We start from the raw sequence: 18,939 nt of genomic DNA on the forward strand, positions 1-18,939 counted from the left end.
ATCCCCGAACTTAATTCGGGTTATCTTAAGACAAACTTCAGAGGAATAGCGCTACTTCGCAACTTTTGCTGTGAATATCAGTAGATCATCTATATGGAACGATAGAAATAACTGGGGAAGAATAACTTTCCCTTTTACAACCAAACAGGTTGCGAGCGAAAAATGTTCTACCGATACGTTTAAAGTAACATTGGTTAACACTCTTAATTCTATAGCTTTGTACTCTATTACTCCAACCTTTGGGACTCCATTGAGATTTTAGGCCCATCCTTTAGCTATCAGATATTTGTCAGGGATCCTAAGCCTAACCTCTTCTTCTAACTTAGCAGGAATGCTATCAATTGATTCATCAATCATAGATATCGAAAAAAGCTTAAACTGGAAGCCAGATTGCAATATAGATAAGGAGATGGTTCGTTTTTCTACAAAAGCTCGGACTACGAAGTAATTATATAAACTCATCTCGATTACCAGTTGCAAAGCAGGGATATCACTACTCTCCTTTACGACAAAATCATTCACAGCTTGCCCAAAATGACTATCGAGTATTTCGATTAGTTTATCTTCTAAAATTTCACTTTGCATAAAATACTCCATCAATTTCTTTTAGTCGTTTAAAGTTGTACACTTTTTTTAGGTAGCCCCATTCTTGCTCAAGAAATCCACCGTGTATACGAGGATCATGGGTAAATTTTATATCTTTGCCGGACTCAACTGCTTGGTCCAAAATGGGAATGTTAAATGCATCGAACATTTCATCGTCAGTCAAATTAAACCGTTCGGTTACAGTCCCCCATTCAGCACCAAGGTCAAAATACATTGCATTTTCATTTTTAGCCACAGCCACATAAGAATCTGGGCCTGGTATACTCCAGTCTTCAATTCCATCTATAACTGTGGGTCTATATTTTCCAAGAACTAAAGTGTCCGCATTGACGTTATGAACAGAACGATTTTTGACTGCAATGTATTCGTCTTCTGGGATCTTAGTCAGTATTGACTGAAGCCTTGAGTTTGGGATACTACTTTTTCCTATTGCTTTGAGCGTTGTAGCTCCACCTACTAAGGTTGTTATTATTTCAGGTGACTTTTGAACGATCGTAGCGATCAACGGAGAGTCTGTTTGTTCCAGTGCAGCATTCCCGATCCCCATCATAGTTTCTTCATATTTCGCAACATATGGAGAAATAGCTCTGCCAATCCTACCTGCACCGTCTGTCCTTGGGATATACGAGTAGTTTGTCTGTATTGATTCGATTAAATCTGCCGAGCTAGATACATCTCCTGTTGCTAATTCAATTACACCTCCCAGCCCAGCTACAATGTCAACTGTCGTGTTATACATACCGGCAGCTAATATTTCAGTAATACCGACCGCATAGTCTATACCAACCTTCTGGACAGCATGAGGAGCGATAGCCCGCATGCTATAACTTGGGTTAGTTTGGGAGAGAGTGTTACCATAATTCCCCGACCCCATTGCGTAGTACACCGACTTTTCAGGCGAATTATCATTGTGTCCGGCAAGAACTATCGGCGTATCTTCTTTTGCACATAAACCCAAAGGGTCGACCCAAGAAACTGGATTTGGCGCAAATTGATAGTGGTTAGTTCCACCAAGCAGACCTAGGGGATCGGGTTGGATAAATCGACCTATTTGAGGGTCGTAGTAACGTGCTAAGTTGTAGTGCAGACCAGTCTCAATATCGAAGTACTGCCCCTGTAAGCGAAGGTTGTTTTTAACCGTCTCGATTTCAACGTGAGCAAATCCAAAGGTATCGTATGTTGCTTGCCAAACTACCTGCCCATTCGAGTCCACCAAACGTTCTGGGGTTCCGATTTGATTACATTGGTAAAAATAACACTCGCCGTTTTCAATAAGAGCCAGTGGAACAAAACTGTTTGGTTGATATAGATACCATCGATAACCCGAACGAGAATACTCGCCGACCAAATGACTTCCTTGCCAAATAAATTCGGTGGTCCCGTTTTCGCTGATTTTCTTCGTTCTTCGACCTAGCGCATCGTATTCAAATTGGCATAAATGTCCTTCGCTTTCGACAACAATCAGTTGCCCTTTAGCATCGTAAGTGCAGTACTGCTCTAGTCCATTGCCTTGACTACTGGTTCTGTTTCCTAGTTCATCGTAGTCGTACCTAATGCCATGGTATTCAATAAGACGGTCATGTTTTCGCTGCGCACTTTCGTCATTAAAGTTGCCAAAACTGTCATAAACGTATGACTCTTCAGAAGTTTCCGTCTTCACTCTTTCTAATTGGCCGAGTTCATCATATTGATAATGTTGAGCTCCCTTCTCACTGTCGATGACAAGCGACAGATAATGCTGTGCGTTGAAATGGTATTTACGCTCGAAACCAGTCCATATTTGGTGCTTCAAGCGACCTATTCCATCGAACTCTCTCCGCTCTTTTCCCGCGCTATAAGTGATTATCGATACACGTTGTAATTCATCGTATTCAAACTTAATTGAATCTTTTCTTTCAGAGCCGTTTGAATGAATAATTAACCCACATACCGTGCCAAATTGGTCATGCTCATATAGCACCTCTGTGCCGTCGTCATAACGTTGAGATCGGAGTAAACCGTTATCTTGGTAATGATTGAAGAAAGAAAAGCGTCCCTGCTCTTCACTTACCAATTTTGTACCTAGATACGTATAGGAAACGTTCGAAAAGCGGTTATGCGCGCGGATTAACTTGCCGCCTAAGGTGTGTTGGTAATGGTCCTCAACACCGCGATTTTTACCATGGGCTTTCACCCTAGCGATGCGACCAACTTCGTCATACTCATAAGAGATGCGACCACTACAATGCAAGATTTCACTTAATCTCTCAGCGCTGTCATAGGTGTAGTTTGTTTGCACTTGATCGAAGCTAATCGTCTGGCTGATCTGGCCATCTGGAGTGTATTCAAACTTGTATTGGCAACCGTCAGAACGTTCGATAGATATCAGTTTCCTTTCCGCATCGTACGTAAAGGAAAAAGAACTTTGATCTGGTTTAACAATTTCCGTTGGTTGAGCAAAGTTCCCCCAAACAATTTGGGTTGTCCCTCTTGGCGTATGAACCTGTTTAACTCGCCCAACTTCGTCATATTGGTAGCGATGCTCTCGAGACGTGCCATCTTCTGAGCTTTGGAAGTATAGGCGTGTTAGTAAGTTGCTTTCGTTCCGCTCAAATCCACTTATAAGGCCATGTGGGTAAGCGACTCCGTTCACTCGATCGCGCTCGTCATAGCTATAGCGAATCAAGCTTTGATCGACTTTTTTTGCTAACAGCTGATGCGAGTCATTCCACCACCATTGTGTACGAGATCCAGTATCAGCACTCCTTTCTACTTGTCTGCCATATTTATCAAATACGGCGCGTTCTTGAAGCCCGTTACTGTGTTGGTGCCTTACGAGCTGACCAAGTGCATTGAACTCTTTAAACTCGATTTCACCGTCAGGAAATTGATGCTTAATGCATTGACCAAATTCGTTGTACTCAAAACCCTCTGTAGCCCCAGACGAGTGTGTATTTTTCTCGAGCAAGCCAAATGGGTTGTAGCTATGATGGGTGTATGTCTGATCTGCATTGATAGTACAAACTAATCTACCGAGTGAGTCGTACTCAAATGCCCTACATCTCGATTCAGGGCTTACACTCTCAAGCAACTTACCTTGTTCATTGTGTTTATAGTGCCAACAGTGTCCAAGTGAATTTCGGTATTTGGATTCGCTCCCATCAAACTCAAACGAGTAATCATAAACACTTTCATCCGCCCAATTTTTTATGCATTGCGCATCAGGCCCTCGCCCAGACCATGTAAAGTAGTGAGAAAGTCCGCTAGCTCTCGTTCGTTTAACAATTAAGTTTGTGTCATCGTATTGATATTGTTCGATTAAACCATTTTCATTCTGAGCAGCGATCAATCGCCCATCAACATCGAAATCATACTTGGCTTGCAAATGTTGAGTCTTTGGGCTTCTAATCTCTATTAGTTGGCCTTGATGATTGTATTGGAGCTCAAGCTGGTTTTGTCGGTTGACGCATATATGGGTGATACGGTGGTTTCGAGAGTATTCGAGGTTTACCGTTTTCATATGACCTAGACGGATTTCAGTGGCAACCCACTGCTCATTCTTTAAGAAAAACTTGATTTGAGCTTCATTACTTAACGTAACTAACCGATAACCGCTGTGATGATACTGGCAACTCGCACCTACATAAGTTTGGTAACTAATTCCGCCTTTGGCGACATTAGGAAATAGGATTGTGTCCCCCATTTCGTCGATGAACAACCACCCCGTAATATTAGATTTTTCATCCAATACGTCTGTTAGCTCATATTGAAAAATATGTCTCCAACCAAAGCCAAGCGTGGTAGCAGAATCGCACAACGATGAGCGATACGTTCGTGACCAAACCAATCCATTCGGCAGTACGACATCAGACAATGAGAGATTTTCTTCCCCTGTGACCATGGAAACAGGATCGCCTGCTTTTACATGCCTTTTGCTACTTTCTTCCTGAGGAGCACTATTACTTGCGACAGTGTTGGTACCTGAATGAGTAGCTTTCGAGTTATTACGCTCAACCTTCGCCACTTGGTTTATGACTTGGGAAGGTATGTTGGCCGATGGATAAAATGTGCTTGGCGCAGTCTTAGGCAACTCAATAGCAAAAAGGATTTTTTCTTGTAATCCTTGAGCAATAATTTGAAGAAGTTCAGACTTAGTCTTTGTCTGGTATTCATGTGAAAAAGTCGCACTCATGCTTGTCCATGACGCAATTTCACTGAGCTCCTCTAAATCGGAAAAATGAAATTGCTCAATAAACGCTTCTGCACTTCGAGCGGTTGCAAAGCTTTGTTCCGATCCGGTACTAAGTCGCTGCGTGGAAAAGTAAAACGTGATTCCGTTTAAAGATGTGAGTTTGACAATCCTTTGTATATTCATTTTGTAAGTTACTCACTACCCCAGCGGTAAGTAGCGCCGACAGCATACCCACCGCGCTCAATATCAAGCTGAATACCTGAATAATTTTTATCGTGTGTTTCTTTCGACTGCAGGCAAGCACAGATCGCCTTCAATACCCCTCCACTCGCCCCCAAAGGGCCAGTCGTAGTACCTATTAGCCGATAGGAGGTGTCTCTATTAACCCAAGGAGAAAGGAATTGAATTGAATCCAACCACACAGGCTCATTGCCTTCGGCTGACAACATCAATTCATCCAGCTGCTCTACACACGACTTTCCCAGTTGCTTAACGACATTGGAAACCGCGGTGTTATTACTATCGAGTTGAAGATCAATTGCGATCTTATTGAAGATAAGTCCGTGCTCTTGCACGAAGCAACGCGCAACAACTAATGAGTCATGCTCCTCTCTAGCCCCTGCGACATGTAAAGCGACAATCCATAATGGTTTAGTTTGTTTTACTGCTCGTTGGATGCGACTCAGAGCCATCAGAAAAGACGCGTTCCCATACGGATATAACGCCAAATGTTGTGGTTCTACTCGTTGAAACACCGAAAGAAGCAGCGTTGTAATACGTTGAAGCTCAACCTTGTCAGATAGCTTTGGTAACAGAAGATAAACTTGTCCTTCGATGCCGCATTCAGACAGCGCTTTCGAATAGTGAGCTAATCTGTCATAGGCAGGTAGGACTGAGCTTTCCCTGGTTTGTGGAATCAGTTCGTTTTTTTCTGATGGCCTTAGCGTATTGTTTGCCAATTGCTCTACAGAAAACGTTTGATCGCCCAGCATACAAAGTTGGGATTGAAACAATAGCGCCATTTACCCACCAATTAATATTGCTGAGTTACCGGCAACAATTTTACCGCCATGCGCAGTTGAATCTCCCAGCCTAGCTGCGGGCTTTCCGTTGATTTTGACGCTCGAAGACCCAGATGAAATAGTGTCAGGTGGCCCCACACAAGACAGCTTATCTCCCTGACGCGCAGCTGGAATGCCAGAAATCTTGACGTTTGGAGAACCAACTACGACGGGCCCGCCCACATGAGAGACTTTATTTGTCTTTTTAGGGCACACATGATGACTCCCCAATACTGCCGCTGGTTTACCCATATCTGCTCACCTTTAGTTAAGAGAAATTTGACCAGCTTTAAGTGCTATGGCTGAACCATTAATAGAGATCTTGTTACCTTTAATATTGATCTCCCCAGAGCTCGACATTTGTATGGACGCCCCTCCTACCTTTATTTCAATGCTCTTACCCGCTTTAACGACAAGTGCTTCACCGATATCAATCCCTTGGTTCTTGCCTACTTTCTGACTCGCGTTATTACCAACCTCTAGCATGAAATCATTGGTAATCCTTTCACTTTTATTGTTCTCTACAGCAATATCGGCATTGTCTTCCACCACCATTTGAAAGAGTTTCTCAGCATGCAAATACACATGTTCTTCGCCGGGTTTGTCTTCAAAACGTAGCTCGTTGAACTTATCGCTACCTTTTTGTACTGAACGGGACTTATAGCCGCTTTGGGAAGCTTGAGCAGGTAATTGATAAGGTGTTAGCTGGGTACCGTTATAAAGAGCCCCAGTTACGATTGGCTGATCTGGGTCTCCATTTACAAAATCGACGATAACTTCTTGTCCGACTCTTGGATGGAATACACTCCCCCAGCCATTGCCGGCACTGGCTTGAGCGACTCGAATCCAACATGAACTGTTCGCATCATATTTACCTTCACGATCCCAGTGGAACTGCACTTTGATACGGCCAAATTTATCGACGTAGATTTCGCCATCTTTGTTTCCTGTCACAATTGCGGTTTGCAGACCTTTAATCTGTGGTTTAAACCTCTGCATTTTTGGGCGCAGGATAGTGTTTGAGTCAACGCAATGAAACGAAACCCTCACACCTTGTGACGATGTACCGCCCTGCCCCGTTTGGTTAAATACCGCAGCAGAAAGTGCGACAGAAGAAAGCACATACTCTTTTCCTACTCGAGTCTTATCCTCATGCTTTTTAAATTTAAAAAGTTTGCCGACAGCAAATGTTCTGCAACTCGATTCACCACTGCATTGATAAACGTCTTGCTGAAGTGATTCGATCGCGTGTGTATTTCGCAACACAAACTCATCGTCAGTTTCTGCTTCAGCTAAGTATTCGTAGTGCTCACTATTTGGCACCGAAAACAGTTGTGCAGATCCACTAGTTAGATTCTGTGGCGGTGATAAAGGCTTGAGCATATTAAAGCCGGACTTGTGTGCGGCTTTTGTCGTCAGTATTTGCGTTTCATTCCAAGAGTAAATGTGGCTTGCTTGACCTGTTCCCGTCGTATGTTCGACAAGAAACTCTGAACCAGGTATGTAAAAGTTAAGATCATCAAACAATTCCAGTATGTGTGCTGAATTTGTATGTGAGAAGCAGTAAGCAATCCCTTCTTCAGACAGAAGTCGTTCAACAAATGCCAGATCAGATTCTTCATATTGAACTTTATAAGTATATTTAGAGTACGACTTGGTAAGCTTTAGGCTAAAGCTTACGTCATGATCAGATAATACTTCCGACACAATTTCTTTAATGTCTTTGTTTTGAAAAATACGGGAGTGGACTCGATAATCGGCAAAGCGAACTTTAGGCTCAATAAGTAAATCGATATTTCGATAGTTTTCACCTTGATGAGCAGTGGTCACCCGAGATCCTGTTAACTTAGCTCGTGAGACGACACCATGAAAGTAACGGGGTTGAAAGCTAACACTTGGATCGTTGTCCATAGCGATAACAACCTCTTGCCCAATAATATTATTGAGCTCTTCGTGTTGCCCGTTGAAATAAGCTTGTGCATGTAATGAAAAAAGATCTGATACTTTTTCCTTATATTCAAATGAATTTAGAATAATGGCATCTGTACCAAATGGTGTAGAAATACGAATAAAGTTATTTTTCTGTGTCGCTTTTTTCATTAGATACTTCTTTATAAAATAGCGGGAAGCGTTGACTTCCCGCAATTCAATTACATTTGTTGACCTTTCACACCGCTGTAGCCATATACTAATGGTGCAGATGTGTTGTTCTTATCGTCAGTTGGTGTCACTGTCATCATCATTTCAGTGTATGAAATAGTGATAGTTTCAATTGGGCGGTCATCTTGAATTGACACTGAGTAGTTTGAAATCATTGCATCTGTAAGCTCGATTTTCATGATTTCTTCCACTTTCTCACCTTGCTTGGTGATGTGGAATACAGCTGGTTTGCCTTTACCAATGGTCGCTTCTTTAAATAGATCCGGTGACGCGCGGTCTTGAAGCTTAGTGATTGTCAGGTCGTATAGACGTGTTGCACTTGCTTCACGGTCCATAGCAGTACCAGTGAATGATGAAATTTCACGACCAACACTCCAATCTACAGATAGTAGTGTAATTAGATCCTTGTACTGCTCAGCAGTTGCTTCACCTTTAATATCTGCATATTTAAGATACGTGTTAGACTGCATGCTAATCTCCTATAGCATTATTAATGACATATTACTTAATGTTTTAATTATCTATTCTATTTTGATAATTAATGATTGATGTATCAAAAACTTTATTTTAAATACGCTCTTTTATATCTTTAATTAAGAATTTAATTAAGCTCTATTTCTGATAAAAAATGTTTATTATGAAGCGACTCTCAAATAATTTTTACTTTAGAAAAACTGTTAAATAAGTGAGACACTCAATGAATTAACAGAACCTTCGACATTAATTATTTCAAATGTCTTACCATTAAGAATAGCGTTCAATATTTCATGAGAAACTTTCGGTAATAGCGTATTTTCAATGGTTGTTTGCACGACTCTTGCCCCGCTCCCAGACTCGTTACTGCTATCAACAATGTCGGTTACAAGGTCGTCACTGAAATGAAGTTCAGCCGAATAGTGTTTTTCGATCCTGTCTGACACTTTTTTCAGCTTGAGGCGTGTAATTTGGGCAAGTACTTCCTTATCCAAAGGCACATACGGAAGGACATTCACTCTTCCCAAAAAGGCGGGCTTAAAGTCGTTTAGTAAGTCATCGTGTAGTGCTTCTTTTAGTGTACTTGGATCAGGAGCAAGTTCTGGGTCATCGAACAGTGACATGGTGGTATCTGTCCCTGTATTCGCTGTCATGATGATAATCGTATTTTTGAAATCGATATCTCTGCCTTCCCCGTCCTTAATTACTCCTTTATCAAAGACTTGGTAGAAAATGTCCTGAACTCCTGGGTGTGCTTTTTCCATTTCATCCAACAGTATTACACTGTATGGCTTACGTCTCACGGCTTCGGTTAATACACCACCTTCACCATAACCCACGTAACCAGGAGGAGAACCTAACAACAATGAGACCTTGTGTTCTTCTTTGAACTCCGACATGTTGATTGTCGTAACGTTGTCCTCGCTACCATACACTTTTTCCGCAATCGCTAACGCAGATTCCGTTTTACCCACACCACTTGGACCAGTTAATAAAAACACTCCGTTTGGCTTGGATTCATCAGTCAATTGCGCACTCGCCGTTTTGATCACCTCAGACATGATTTCTAGCGCGTGGTCTTGACCAACAACCCTCTCAATTAAGCTCTCTTTTAGATTTAGAACTGCTTTTATTTCATCATCTTGCAGTTTGCCTAGTGGAATCCCTGTCCAGTCTGATATCACTTCAGCAATCAAAGCCTCACTAACATGGGAATACACTAAAGGCTGCGCACTCGCGTTTAAGTCGCTTTCGATTTCCATTAATTTTTTCTTATCTTCACTTAATGGTTCTAGAGCAATTTTTTCGCGTAACGCTATCGCTTGTTCAACCCACGTTTGTTCTTTGTTCCATTGCAACTCCAAGTCAGAGACCTGAGTAGATAACTCATCAATATCTTGTCTTATGCGCTGGACTGATTCAGAATTCTCCGAGCCAAATTGAAACTCTTTCTCAAGCTGCTTTAACTCTGCTTGTTTAAGTTGAACAGACTTCTTTTTGCTATCGAGCAACCCCGGAATGGCATTTTGGCTCAAGGCCACGCGGGAACATGCGGTATCTAAAACGGACACGGCTTTGTCTGGCAACTGCCTTCCATTTATGTAACGCGAGGAGAGCTGTACAGCGGCTTCTAAAGCATCACTGGTGATGTAAACACCATGGTGTTCTGCCATAACACTCAATAGTCCACGTAACATGTTTACGGCAACCACTGGCGTTGGCTCTTCCACTTTGACAACTTGAAACCGTCTTGTCAGGGCTGCGTCTTTCTCAAAGTATTTTTTGTATTCCGCCCAGGTCGTTGCTGCTATCGTTCGCAGCTCACCTCTTGCCAGAGCGGGTTTGAGAATGTTTGCAGCGTCTCCTTGACCGGCTTGCCCGCCACCACCAATCAAACCATGCGCTTCATCAATGAAAAGGATGATTGGCGTGGAAGACTCGTTAACCTCTTTAATTACGTTTTTTAACCGATTTTCGAATTCGCCTTTCATGCCCGCTCCTGCTTGAAGCAGAGCCATATCAAGAGACTTAATTGAAACGCCTTCTAGCGCTGGAGGGACATCTCCGTCGACGATCTTTTGAGCCAGTCCTTCGACAACCGCTGTTTTACCGACCCCAGCTTCCCCCGTCAGTATTGGGTTGTTTTGACGCCTTCTAAGCAAAATATCAATCATTAGACGGATTTCATTCTCTCGTCCAACTACTGGATCAATCTTCCCTGCCTTTGCTTGTTCAGTGAGATCCACGGTGAACTGATCCAACGCCGCGTGCGACCCTTTAGTTCCAGTAACGCCAGCTTGATGTGGTGAACTCCTCTCTGAAAATCCAAGGAGTGCACTTGCCTCTACTTTGTCTAGCTCTGTGCTGACTTGGTTCATCACGTTCGCCAAGCTTTCATCTGACAAATAAGCACTTAGCAGATGGATACAATCAAGATCCGTTGCTTGAAACTCAATCGTCGAGACCATCATGGCGTTTTGCATCACAGAAACTGTATGCGCTGAAAGTCCCGGAACTGACTCACAACCTGTTTTATACTTTTCTAATTGAGATAGTAGCTGTGATTCAACTACCTGCGCGTCGACATTAAATTTATCGAAAACTTCAGCATAGATTTGATTGGGATTTTGGACAATGGTGAGTAACCAATGCGTCATTTCAATACTATGGTGAGTACGCGAACTGGCCATAGCGGCTGCTTGCTCAAGTGTTTCTCGTGCAACAGGTGATAACCTTTCGACCAACGCTGAAAGTGAGAGTAAAGCCATTTTGATTCCCTTAAATGGTAATTGTTATTTTTCGATCTTTGGTTCGTTTATGTTTTGCCAAAACGGTTCCTATTCCTAATTGACCAGAACCTTTAACAAGACGAACTTGAGGTAAATGTTTATGACGTGTCGTGAGCTTCCAATTAATGCGCTTATGCTTACCAACATAGTCCTGCACAACTGACTTTATGGTTGTTAATTTGGATTTATTTGGCAGTAATTGCTCAACCTGCAATGTGTTCGTCGGAAACAGCTCAATCGTAATTCCTGCATTGATATTCCATGCCTTGGCACCGATAGAAGCTCCTCGCCCTAATTGAGCAAACTGCCCTTCAGGCGATGATCCTCCAGCTAGCTTAGTTTGCTCATTTTGCGATACACTCATCCACTGCCCCTGAAGCTCGTGTAATTTAGCTTCACAGTCTGTGAGGTGCTCAATTAAGTCTTTTAGCGCACCTTTACCGCGACCTTTCTGCGCAAACAATCCTGCATAGTAATTGTTCAGGTGCTTTTCGTGCCCAGTTACCGCTTCAAGACTGCTCAATAGAGGTGCTCGATTGCCCTTATTGTGCTCACGTGCTTGCACCGCAAATTGACTTAGCTGCCAACTTCGGTAGTACAGTGACAACAAGCGATGATTGAAAATGTTATAGAAATCGACCATTGCACCATCACCAGCCTTTTCACGACCGATGGCCAATTCACTGTAGTAGCTTGGTAAAACACCTTGCTCACCCGTTAAGCCAAGCAAGTTCGTTTCAAGGAAAACTTTATGCTCAGATAGGGTCGCATTAACCAGTTGTGCATTCTCATAACCCAATGAGGCGTTTACTTTTAACTCAAGCTTCTCCTTCTTGGGTAACTCATCCGAGCCTAGTTGAGCTTGCGAACGAAGCAACGCTTGCTCGATTAAGTGAATCGCTTCGAACAACGGTCGCTTTTTCAGCTGAATTAAGAATTCTTCTGGTTTCATAACAAAGCTTTGTTTCCGATCAGTGCTGGCCACCGATGAAATAACTGGCCTGTCGATTTCAGTTTTACTTCTAACTGCGTAAAAATGTTTACTTCCGCAAACTGAGAGAAGTACACCGACAAGACGCAACCTAAAAGGAAGACTTGCTCTTTAGATATCATTTGATCAGAGACGGTCAATATGAGCTTTACACCATGAGCAAATCCAACTTTACCTTTTTCGTTGACCCTTCCCGTTGTTTGCTGATACTCGAAATTTACGAGAGCATCGATCAGCGATTTCGTTTCCGCTGTACCTGTAAACGCATACAAGTTGAGTAATTGCTTGAGCGTAGAGAGTCCGTCCTCATCGGTAAAATGAGTCAGGGTAAGCAGTTTGGTTAGTTGCCAACGCGTGCTCTCATCCATTTCCGGCCTCACCGTTTCTGACAAAGAAACAAGGCATCGAAGCTCAGCAAAATTGTCATTGACACTCGGTAGCGAGACCTCTGGCAGGCCGCCACCAAAAGGCAGTTTCTGCGGTAAGTTTCGATTACAACATTCCGCCTGTACGTACATCAGCCAGTTTTCACGACTTTCAGGAGCAAATAATCGGTGCTTTTTATCCACGAATGAAATGTAGCTTTCTCGGCCCGGCTCATCGAACCCACCTGCCCAATTCTTATCCTCTCGCCTCATGACCCAAAAAATCTCGCTTTTGTTCATGTAATGAGTGTGTTCACCGGCAAAATAACTGGGCAAGTTCTCGTATGTTTTATTCCAATTCCTAAGCGTGACATTCGAAATAGACACCACTTCGTTGCTCTCTGCTTCTTGGTACTGTGGAGACAGTTGGTACTCGTACTCGGCTGGCTCTAGTCGCTTTGGCTCCATTGTTGTTTTGAAAAGATTGATGATGGGAACACAACCTAATAACACACTGTCTTTGTCAACTTGTTTTGGGAGCCAGTCATCATTGCAGTCAAAGTAGAAGTAGAGCTCCAACTCCTCGTTAATACCAAACTTTTCGAGATTTAAGTCAACGACATCAAAGAACATAAACTTCTCGGGGAAATGTAAATATTCCACCAACATCCTCGAAGAAGAAAAGCTTCGCTTGCTGTAGGGCACGACTTGTTGACTATCGATAAAACCGGCAGCTTGGCGGTGACGAGGAGTGTACGAAGCGTGCTCACAACCATTCACAGAGACAGAGATCCCGATTAGGCTTTGGAACAATAGCTGATATAACCGCTGAGTAAGCTGTGCTTGGCCATTGAGGTAGAATCTGAGCGTCTCGACGCCCATCTCACTTAATGCAGACTCACCATCATTAGCATTGATCTTTACCTTAAGTACAGATTTAGACGAACGCTCCCACGGAGAACCAATCGGCTGTATCGGGGCATTTTCAAAGGTTCCTGCCGATATATCGAAGGGATACATTCTTGTCTCATAACACGTTCTGAATTCACATTCTTTGTAACCCGGCGCGCCAACCATCACCTTTTCCCCCTTAGAGACATCAAAGGGAGCAGAGGTCGACTCATTACATTTCATTTTAATGATCGACATTGAAGGGATTGGCGCATGAAAATCCGGATGCAATTGCCCCATCAAAGATTCCGTAAACTGCGGATAACTGTTATCGAGACTTTGACGTATGCGAGCTGTCATGAAAGCGCAGCCTTCAAGAAGCCTCTCCACATGAGGGTCATCGACTTGCTCTTCACTGATCCCCAATCGAGAAGCAATTTTGGGGTACTGCTCGCCAAACTCTTGCCCTTTATGGCGTAAGTAAGCTAACTCTCGGTTGTAATACTTAAGAAACTCGTCACTCATTTCATTCTGCTCAACTTCATGCCTAAACTCACGGGTTCTACTTCTGAGTTAAATGTCACTTCGTGTGTGTTATTGCCAATCAGACAAGTCGCGCTGATCTTTAGTCTCAAGGTTCTGTCTACTGCGCTCTTTTCATCTAGAATGCTAACGTTCGGGCTTTCTAGGCGAGGCTCAAACTCTAAAATCGCATCACGAACGATTTCACACAGTTGATCTTGCCCCTGCTTGCTGCTGTATGGCATAGACGAAAAGTCAGGTAATCCATAATTTAAAATTGAGGACTTTACTTCTCTGAGATCATCCGAAATTTCCGTCCAACCGATACGGCTGTTCAGCATGGACTCCAAGTCTCTTAGAAGATTGTCGACCAATGCTTGCTGACCCAACGGAAAGTCCTTGTCTTCTCTAAGATGTGGATCGTTATCGATCAGCTTGTCGAGTAAAGAAGCGACCAATGGCATAAAAACCTCTATGCCAATGCCTTGCTTTCTGACAAGGTGTTCAGCTCAAAGATAGGTAGTGCTTTATCACCGACAAGCCAACATTTTTGACCTAGGCCGACAAACAGTTCACTTTCACCTAATTGTCTCCAATCTGTTTCTCGGCCAAGTTTTTGCGCGTCGGTAATGGAATCAATGTAAGTCAGAGGCATATGCCCCTCACCTTCACCCAAGCCTTCAATGTCAAACTCAACAGGTCGCCAGACGTGTTCAAGCATCGAGCTCGCTTGTTTTATGTCTAGCTGCTTAATGTTTTTGATCGGCACAAGAAAGTAGTTACCTGCCGTCGAGAAAAGTTCGATGTATCCGGATAAACGATCGTCAATATCTCTCACATCCTCAAACTCTCGCGTTCCTTGTAGGAAACGCTTTTGCTCTCGCATATTTTCCAGTGACTGAGCGAGTTCATAGCCATGGTCAAACTCTTCATTTTTGATGGCTAAATTAAGGTCTACAACAAGCTCGTTGGCCTGCTGATCAAATTCAATAAACTGTGCAGTGGCAGCCCCACCTGTAAAGTCTTTTCGCGCTTGTGCCGCTTTCACCATATGGCGTAACTGACTCGCACCAGATAAATATTCAGGGAACAATTTTATCGACTGTATGAGCTGATCGTCAGCACGTTCAAAATCACCGTCAATACACAACAGTTCAATAAAAGAACTGCGTAACCCTGCATCTTTTGGTGAAGCTTTAATGTCTTCGATAATCAGTGTTATAGCCTGTTGTAAGCTGCCCTCAGAAAGCGCATTTTTCCATGTTTTCATTATCTTCCCTTACACCACTTGTTCTGGTGATAATTCCGTAATAAGTTTGACCGCCGATACCATCTGGTCGAGTTGAAAATGAGGCCGTAAATGAACCACCGAATAATAGTGTCCGGGGGAATCACGTTTTTCTTTAACGCTGATGTTTGCCTCATTTAAAGGGTACTTTGCCCTCAGTTCATCCGAAGCTTCGTCAGAGGCTGTTGTGTATTGATGAAGCCACTTTTGGAAGTCTCGTTGGATTGAATCTGCATCTTGATAAACACCGATTTTGTCTCGTCCCATGACCTTTATGTAATGGGCGATTCGTGAAACACAAAGCGTGTATTGCAGCATCGAGGTCAGCTTGGCGTTCATAGTGATATGCTGCTCTTCGAACTGTCTTGGCTTATAAATGGACACGCTGGATGTCATCCCCACCATGTAGGTTTCTGCAACCGGTGACATGGTGATAAATCCACAATCCGATATTTCTTTTTCTTTGCGCTCTGAAACTTTTAAGTTCAAAGGACTTCTATCGCGGGTATTTTTGCTAGTGAAATGCACTGAACTTCGCGTGGGCGCTAAAATTGTTCCTTGTGTGTAATCGCCTTGCTTAACACCCCTCATGTGAGTAAACCAGCCATGTTCTTGATACGTTCGAATCGCAATCGCAGCGAAACAAAACGCGGCACTTCCCCACAGTAATTCGCGCTCAGAATCATTGATAGCCTCTTCGAAATCAAACCCTTCTGTACGAGAACCGTCTCTGGTATAAGGCAAGCGAAACAACACGTTTGGTGCAGCAATACCGATGAATTTCGCATCTTCCGATTCTCGTAACTTTTGCCATTTTATGTACTCAACTTGTTCAAACTGAGCGCCAATATCTGTGGTCGATGACAGCTCTGAAAATCGATTAACACCAAACACACTTGGCTGTGCAGACAGAATGAATGGACTGAATGCCGCTGCCGCAGTTTGCGTAACCTTTCTTAACACCGTTAAATCTCGATCAAAGTGATTTTTCGCTGGGTCATGTCTTAGTTCGTAGTCACCGATCACCACCCCAAAAGGCTCACCACCCGGCATGCCATATTCATTCTGATACAACAATTTAAACAGCGCAGATTGATCAAACTCGATGGCTTTCAGTGCATCCTTGCTGACCTCATCCCATGTTGCCGAAAGAACTTTTATCTTCACAGGCTCACTGGATTGGCTGGCAGTTTGCTCGCACAGATAGCGAACACCTAACCATGATTTTTCCAATGCTTGAAATGCTTGATGATGAATAATCTCATTCAATTGCTCTTCCAATATTTGGTCAATCTGATCGATGGCCATCAACACGCTATATCGAAAGTCATCAACAGTTGAACTTTTTGTTCCCTCTAGCCAAATTTTTGCCGAATGTATTGAATCTACTGACTCAACAAACTGGGTAACCCAGTGACTATCAAGTTCCGCACACCCAAGTGGACTGAACTCGTGTTTCAGTTCACTTGGGTCTAAGAAATTTAATGTCATATCGTTAGCCATTCCAAATCGTCACTTTTAATACTCAATCTCTACCCCTAAGCGTGGAAGGAGTGGTTGACCCAATGGCCAACCACCTATTATTTAGCCACCCGATTGAGGGATCTTTGCGACCAAGCGCAATGACGTGGTCAACTCTTCCATTTGCAGCCAAGGCTTCAACCATGCCACAGCATTGTAGGAGCCTGGCGCACCTGGAATTTCTTTCACCTGAACACGAGCATCGGCAAGTGGGTATTTCGCACGGATTTCTTGACCACCACCTTCTGAGGCATTCACGTAGCTTAAGATCCAGCGGTTTAGCCACGACTCCACGTCTTCAGCTTCCATAAAGCTACCAATCTTATCGCGCGCCATGACCTTCAAGTAATGAGCAAAACGTGACGTTGCCATCATGTAAGGTAAGCGTGCTGAAATGGCCGCATTCGCAGTCGCATCAGGAGAATCGTGATTGGCTGGTTTTTGGCAGGTCTGTGCACCAAAGAAAACCGCGTAGTTGGTATTCTTATAGTGGCATAAAGGAAGGAAACCAAGTTTACCTAGTTCCGCTTCACGTCGGTCCGTAATGCCAATTTCTGTCGGGCATTTCATATCTGGGTCGCCGTCATCGCTCATGAAGAAGTGCGTCGGTAGGTTATCTACTCGGCCACCACCTTCTGCGCCACGAATAGCGGTGCAGAAGCCATATTTCGAGAATGCATCGGTAAGCTTAGCGCCCAGCACATAAGAAGAGTTCATCCAACAATAATCATTATGTTCAGCATTCGTTGCAATACCCGACACTGAGTCAACGTCAAATTCTTCAAAGCCAAACTCTTCTACCGGCGAAGTTGCTTGTCCATAAGGCAAACGCGCCAATACTTTTGGCATGGTCAAGCTTACAAAACGAGAATCTGCGCTTTCACGGAAAGAACGCCATTGAGCATATTCCAGTGATTCGAAAACTTTGTCCAAATCGCGAGGTTTAGAAAGCTCTGTCCACTCATCAAAACCAAACAATGCAGGTGAAGCCGCAGATAAGAATGGAGAGAAACCTGACGCGGCCACATTCGACATTAAACGAAGTGATTCAATGTCTTCTGGGTGGTTAGTAAATTCATAATCACCAATCAGTGCACCATATGGCTCACCACCGGCACTGCCGAATTCCGACTCATAAACTTTTTTGAATATCTGGCTTTGGTCAAACTCAACCGCTTTACTCAAATCTTTATGAAGCTCTTTCTTCGTAATGCTGATCATGCGAATTTTCAGTGTCGAACTGGTATCTGAGTTCATGACTAAGTAGTTCAAACCACGCCAAGATCCTTCAAGTTTTTGCAGTTCTGGATGGTGCATGACTTCGGACAGCTGTTCAGAAATCTGACGATCGAGTAAGTTGATCGCTTCACGGAAAGTCACGGTTAGGTTTTTATTCCATGAGACCGTGCCTTTCATTGCTTCCTCAGTTAACGTCTTAATCAGCTCTTCAGCACGTGAAGCTTCTGTTTGCTTTGTTGCGCCAATCGCTTGCTCTAGGAAAGAGGAAGTCTGCTCACCAACCGTAGGATCAAGCTGCTTTTCAATTTGCGTTGTCATCACTTCACTCCCTCTGGATTGTCCGTCGGGTGAGCGTCACCAAGTTTCAGCTCGCCTGCTAGCTTGGTTAAGTTATCCGTGTTGTTTAAGACATCTTCAAGGATATTTTCCAACTCTTCTGAGCGATCCACCTTGGTCATTAGGTCGCGTAACTTATTGCGTGTTTCCATTAACTGGCGTAGTGGGTCAACTTGATTAACGATCGCTGCTGGCTCGAAGTCCTGCATCGACTTGAAGCTCAGATCAACTTCAAACTGAGAGTCATCTTTCGCGAGTTTGTTGGCTACCTTAAACTTCACTGACGGGTTCATTTTCTTAAGAACGTCATCGAAGTTATCCCTGTCGATCTGAATAAAGCGACGGTCTTTGAGTGGCTTCAGCGCTTCCGTATTTTGTCCTGCGAAATCGCCCATTACACCAACAACAAAAGGAAGCTCTTTTTTCAGCGTTGTTCCTTCAGTTTCAACATCATAGGTAATGTGAACACGAGGCTTCCTTACTCGTGACAGTTTCGAGTGGATACTCGTCATACCGTTCTCCCTT

Annotated in this window: 14 protein-coding genes; all 14 read right to left on the reverse strand. The window is 43.4% G+C overall.

All coding sequences use genetic code 11. The features are described 5' to 3' along the window. Window positions 1-258: 258 nt before the first annotated feature. Window positions 259-585 carry a hypothetical protein gene (locus GXP65_RS01045; RefSeq protein ID WP_050904609.1) on the reverse strand — a complete coding sequence of 109 codons (327 nt, stop codon included), beginning with the start codon at window positions 583-585 and terminating at the stop codon, window positions 259-261. After that, on the reverse strand, window positions 575-4,960 hold the full coding sequence (locus tag GXP65_RS01050; protein ID WP_240334917.1) for an RHS repeat-associated core domain-containing protein: 4,386 nt from the start codon (window positions 4,958-4,960) through the stop codon (window positions 575-577). The genes GXP65_RS01045 and GXP65_RS01050 overlap by 11 nt, the downstream gene beginning before the upstream one ends. An 8-nt stretch (window positions 4,961-4,968) precedes the next feature. Continuing rightward, window positions 4,969-5,799, reverse strand: coding sequence for an NAD/NADP transhydrogenase beta subunit (locus GXP65_RS01055; RefSeq protein ID WP_162091763.1), 831 nt, complete (start codon window positions 5,797-5,799; stop codon window positions 4,969-4,971). Then, window positions 5,800-6,090 carry a PAAR domain-containing protein gene (locus GXP65_RS01060; RefSeq protein WP_032802378.1) on the reverse strand — a complete coding sequence of 97 codons (291 nt, stop codon included), beginning with the start codon at window positions 6,088-6,090 and terminating at the stop codon, window positions 5,800-5,802. It abuts the gene before it with no gap. A gap of 12 nt (window positions 6,091-6,102) precedes the next feature. Continuing rightward, on the reverse strand, window positions 6,103-7,938 hold the full coding sequence (tssI, locus tag GXP65_RS01065; protein WP_162091764.1) for a type VI secretion system tip protein TssI/VgrG: 1,836 nt from the start codon (window positions 7,936-7,938) through the stop codon (window positions 6,103-6,105). 50 nt (window positions 7,939-7,988) lie between these two features. Beyond that, the gene (locus tag GXP65_RS01070) at window positions 7,989-8,468 is read right to left on the reverse strand and encodes a type VI secretion system tube protein Hcp (RefSeq protein WP_005426862.1); all 480 of its coding nucleotides are present in this window, start codon (window positions 8,466-8,468) and stop codon (window positions 7,989-7,991) included. 207 nt (window positions 8,469-8,675) lie between these two features. Beyond that, entirely contained in the window at window positions 8,676-11,240 is a 2,565-nt protein-coding gene (gene tssH / locus GXP65_RS01075; protein WP_162091765.1) for a type VI secretion system ATPase TssH, read from the reverse strand. A gap of 10 nt (window positions 11,241-11,250) precedes the next feature. Next, entirely contained in the window at window positions 11,251-12,213 is a 963-nt protein-coding gene (tssG, locus tag GXP65_RS01080; protein WP_162091766.1) for a type VI secretion system baseplate subunit TssG, read from the reverse strand. Next, window positions 12,210-14,033: a type VI secretion system baseplate subunit TssF gene (gene tssF, locus GXP65_RS01085; RefSeq protein WP_162091767.1), complete on the reverse strand. Its 1,824-nt coding sequence runs from the start codon at window positions 14,031-14,033 to the stop codon at window positions 12,210-12,212. Before tssF ends, tssG begins: the two co-directional genes overlap by 4 nt. Continuing rightward, window positions 14,030-14,494 carry a type VI secretion system baseplate subunit TssE gene (gene tssE / locus GXP65_RS01090; RefSeq protein WP_005426975.1) on the reverse strand — a complete coding sequence of 155 codons (465 nt, stop codon included), beginning with the start codon at window positions 14,492-14,494 and terminating at the stop codon, window positions 14,030-14,032. The genes tssF and tssE overlap by 4 nt, the downstream gene beginning before the upstream one ends. A gap of 8 nt (window positions 14,495-14,502) precedes the next feature. Further along, window positions 14,503-15,300 (reverse strand): type VI secretion system accessory protein TagJ, encoded by a 798-nt coding sequence (locus GXP65_RS01095; RefSeq protein WP_162091768.1) that lies wholly within the window; start codon window positions 15,298-15,300, stop codon window positions 14,503-14,505. 9 nt (window positions 15,301-15,309) lie between these two features. After that, the gene (tssC, locus tag GXP65_RS01100; protein ID WP_162091769.1) at window positions 15,310-16,821 is read right to left on the reverse strand and encodes a type VI secretion system contractile sheath large subunit; all 1,512 of its coding nucleotides are present in this window, start codon (window positions 16,819-16,821) and stop codon (window positions 15,310-15,312) included. Between the two features lie 81 nt (window positions 16,822-16,902). After that, on the reverse strand, window positions 16,903-18,396 hold the full coding sequence (gene tssC, locus GXP65_RS01105; protein ID WP_162091770.1) for a type VI secretion system contractile sheath large subunit: 1,494 nt from the start codon (window positions 18,394-18,396) through the stop codon (window positions 16,903-16,905). Next, window positions 18,396-18,926: a type VI secretion system contractile sheath small subunit gene (gene tssB, locus GXP65_RS01110; protein ID WP_005426987.1), complete on the reverse strand. Its 531-nt coding sequence runs from the start codon at window positions 18,924-18,926 to the stop codon at window positions 18,396-18,398. The genes tssC (GXP65_RS01105) and tssB overlap by 1 nt, the downstream gene beginning before the upstream one ends. Window positions 18,927-18,939 lie beyond the last annotated feature (13 nt).

The organism is Vibrio sp. LB10LO1 (assembly GCF_010092875.1).
Lineage (GTDB): Bacteria > Pseudomonadota > Gammaproteobacteria > Enterobacterales > Vibrionaceae > Vibrio > Vibrio campbellii.

What these genes read in the sequence shown, in the direction of transcription:
- GXP65_RS01045 (WP_050904609.1), bottom strand. Translation starts at nt 585, where the DNA reads ATGCAAAGTGAAATTTTAGAAGATAAACTAATCGAAATACTCGATAGT.
- GXP65_RS01050 (WP_240334917.1), bottom strand. Translation starts at nt 4,960, where the DNA reads ATGAATATACAAAGGATTGTCAAACTCACATCTTTAAACGGAATCACG.
- GXP65_RS01055 (WP_162091763.1), bottom strand. Translation starts at nt 5,799, where the DNA reads ATGGCGCTATTGTTTCAATCCCAACTTTGTATGCTGGGCGATCAAACG.
- GXP65_RS01060 (WP_032802378.1), bottom strand. Translation starts at nt 6,090, where the DNA reads ATGGGTAAACCAGCGGCAGTATTGGGGAGTCATCATGTGTGCCCTAAA.
- tssI (WP_162091764.1), bottom strand. Translation starts at nt 7,938, where the DNA reads ATGAAAAAAGCGACACAGAAAAATAACTTTATTCGTATTTCTACACCA.
- GXP65_RS01070 (WP_005426862.1), bottom strand. Translation starts at nt 8,468, where the DNA reads ATGCAGTCTAACACGTATCTTAAATATGCAGATATTAAAGGTGAAGCA.
- tssH (WP_162091765.1), bottom strand. Translation starts at nt 11,240, where the DNA reads ATGGCTTTACTCTCACTTTCAGCGTTGGTCGAAAGGTTATCACCTGTT.
- tssG (WP_162091766.1), bottom strand. Translation starts at nt 12,213, where the DNA reads ATGAAACCAGAAGAATTCTTAATTCAGCTGAAAAAGCGACCGTTGTTC.
- tssF (WP_162091767.1), bottom strand. Translation starts at nt 14,033, where the DNA reads ATGAGTGACGAGTTTCTTAAGTATTACAACCGAGAGTTAGCTTACTTA.
- tssE (WP_005426975.1), bottom strand. Translation starts at nt 14,494, where the DNA reads ATGCCATTGGTCGCTTCTTTACTCGACAAGCTGATCGATAACGATCCA.
- GXP65_RS01095 (WP_162091768.1), bottom strand. Translation starts at nt 15,300, where the DNA reads ATGAAAACATGGAAAAATGCGCTTTCTGAGGGCAGCTTACAACAGGCT.
- tssC (WP_162091769.1), bottom strand. Translation starts at nt 16,821, where the DNA reads ATGGCTAACGATATGACATTAAATTTCTTAGACCCAAGTGAACTGAAA.
- tssC (WP_162091770.1), bottom strand. Translation starts at nt 18,396, where the DNA reads ATGACAACGCAAATTGAAAAGCAGCTTGATCCTACGGTTGGTGAGCAG.
- tssB (WP_005426987.1), bottom strand. Translation starts at nt 18,926, where the DNA reads ATGACGAGTATCCACTCGAAACTGTCACGAGTAAGGAAGCCTCGTGTT.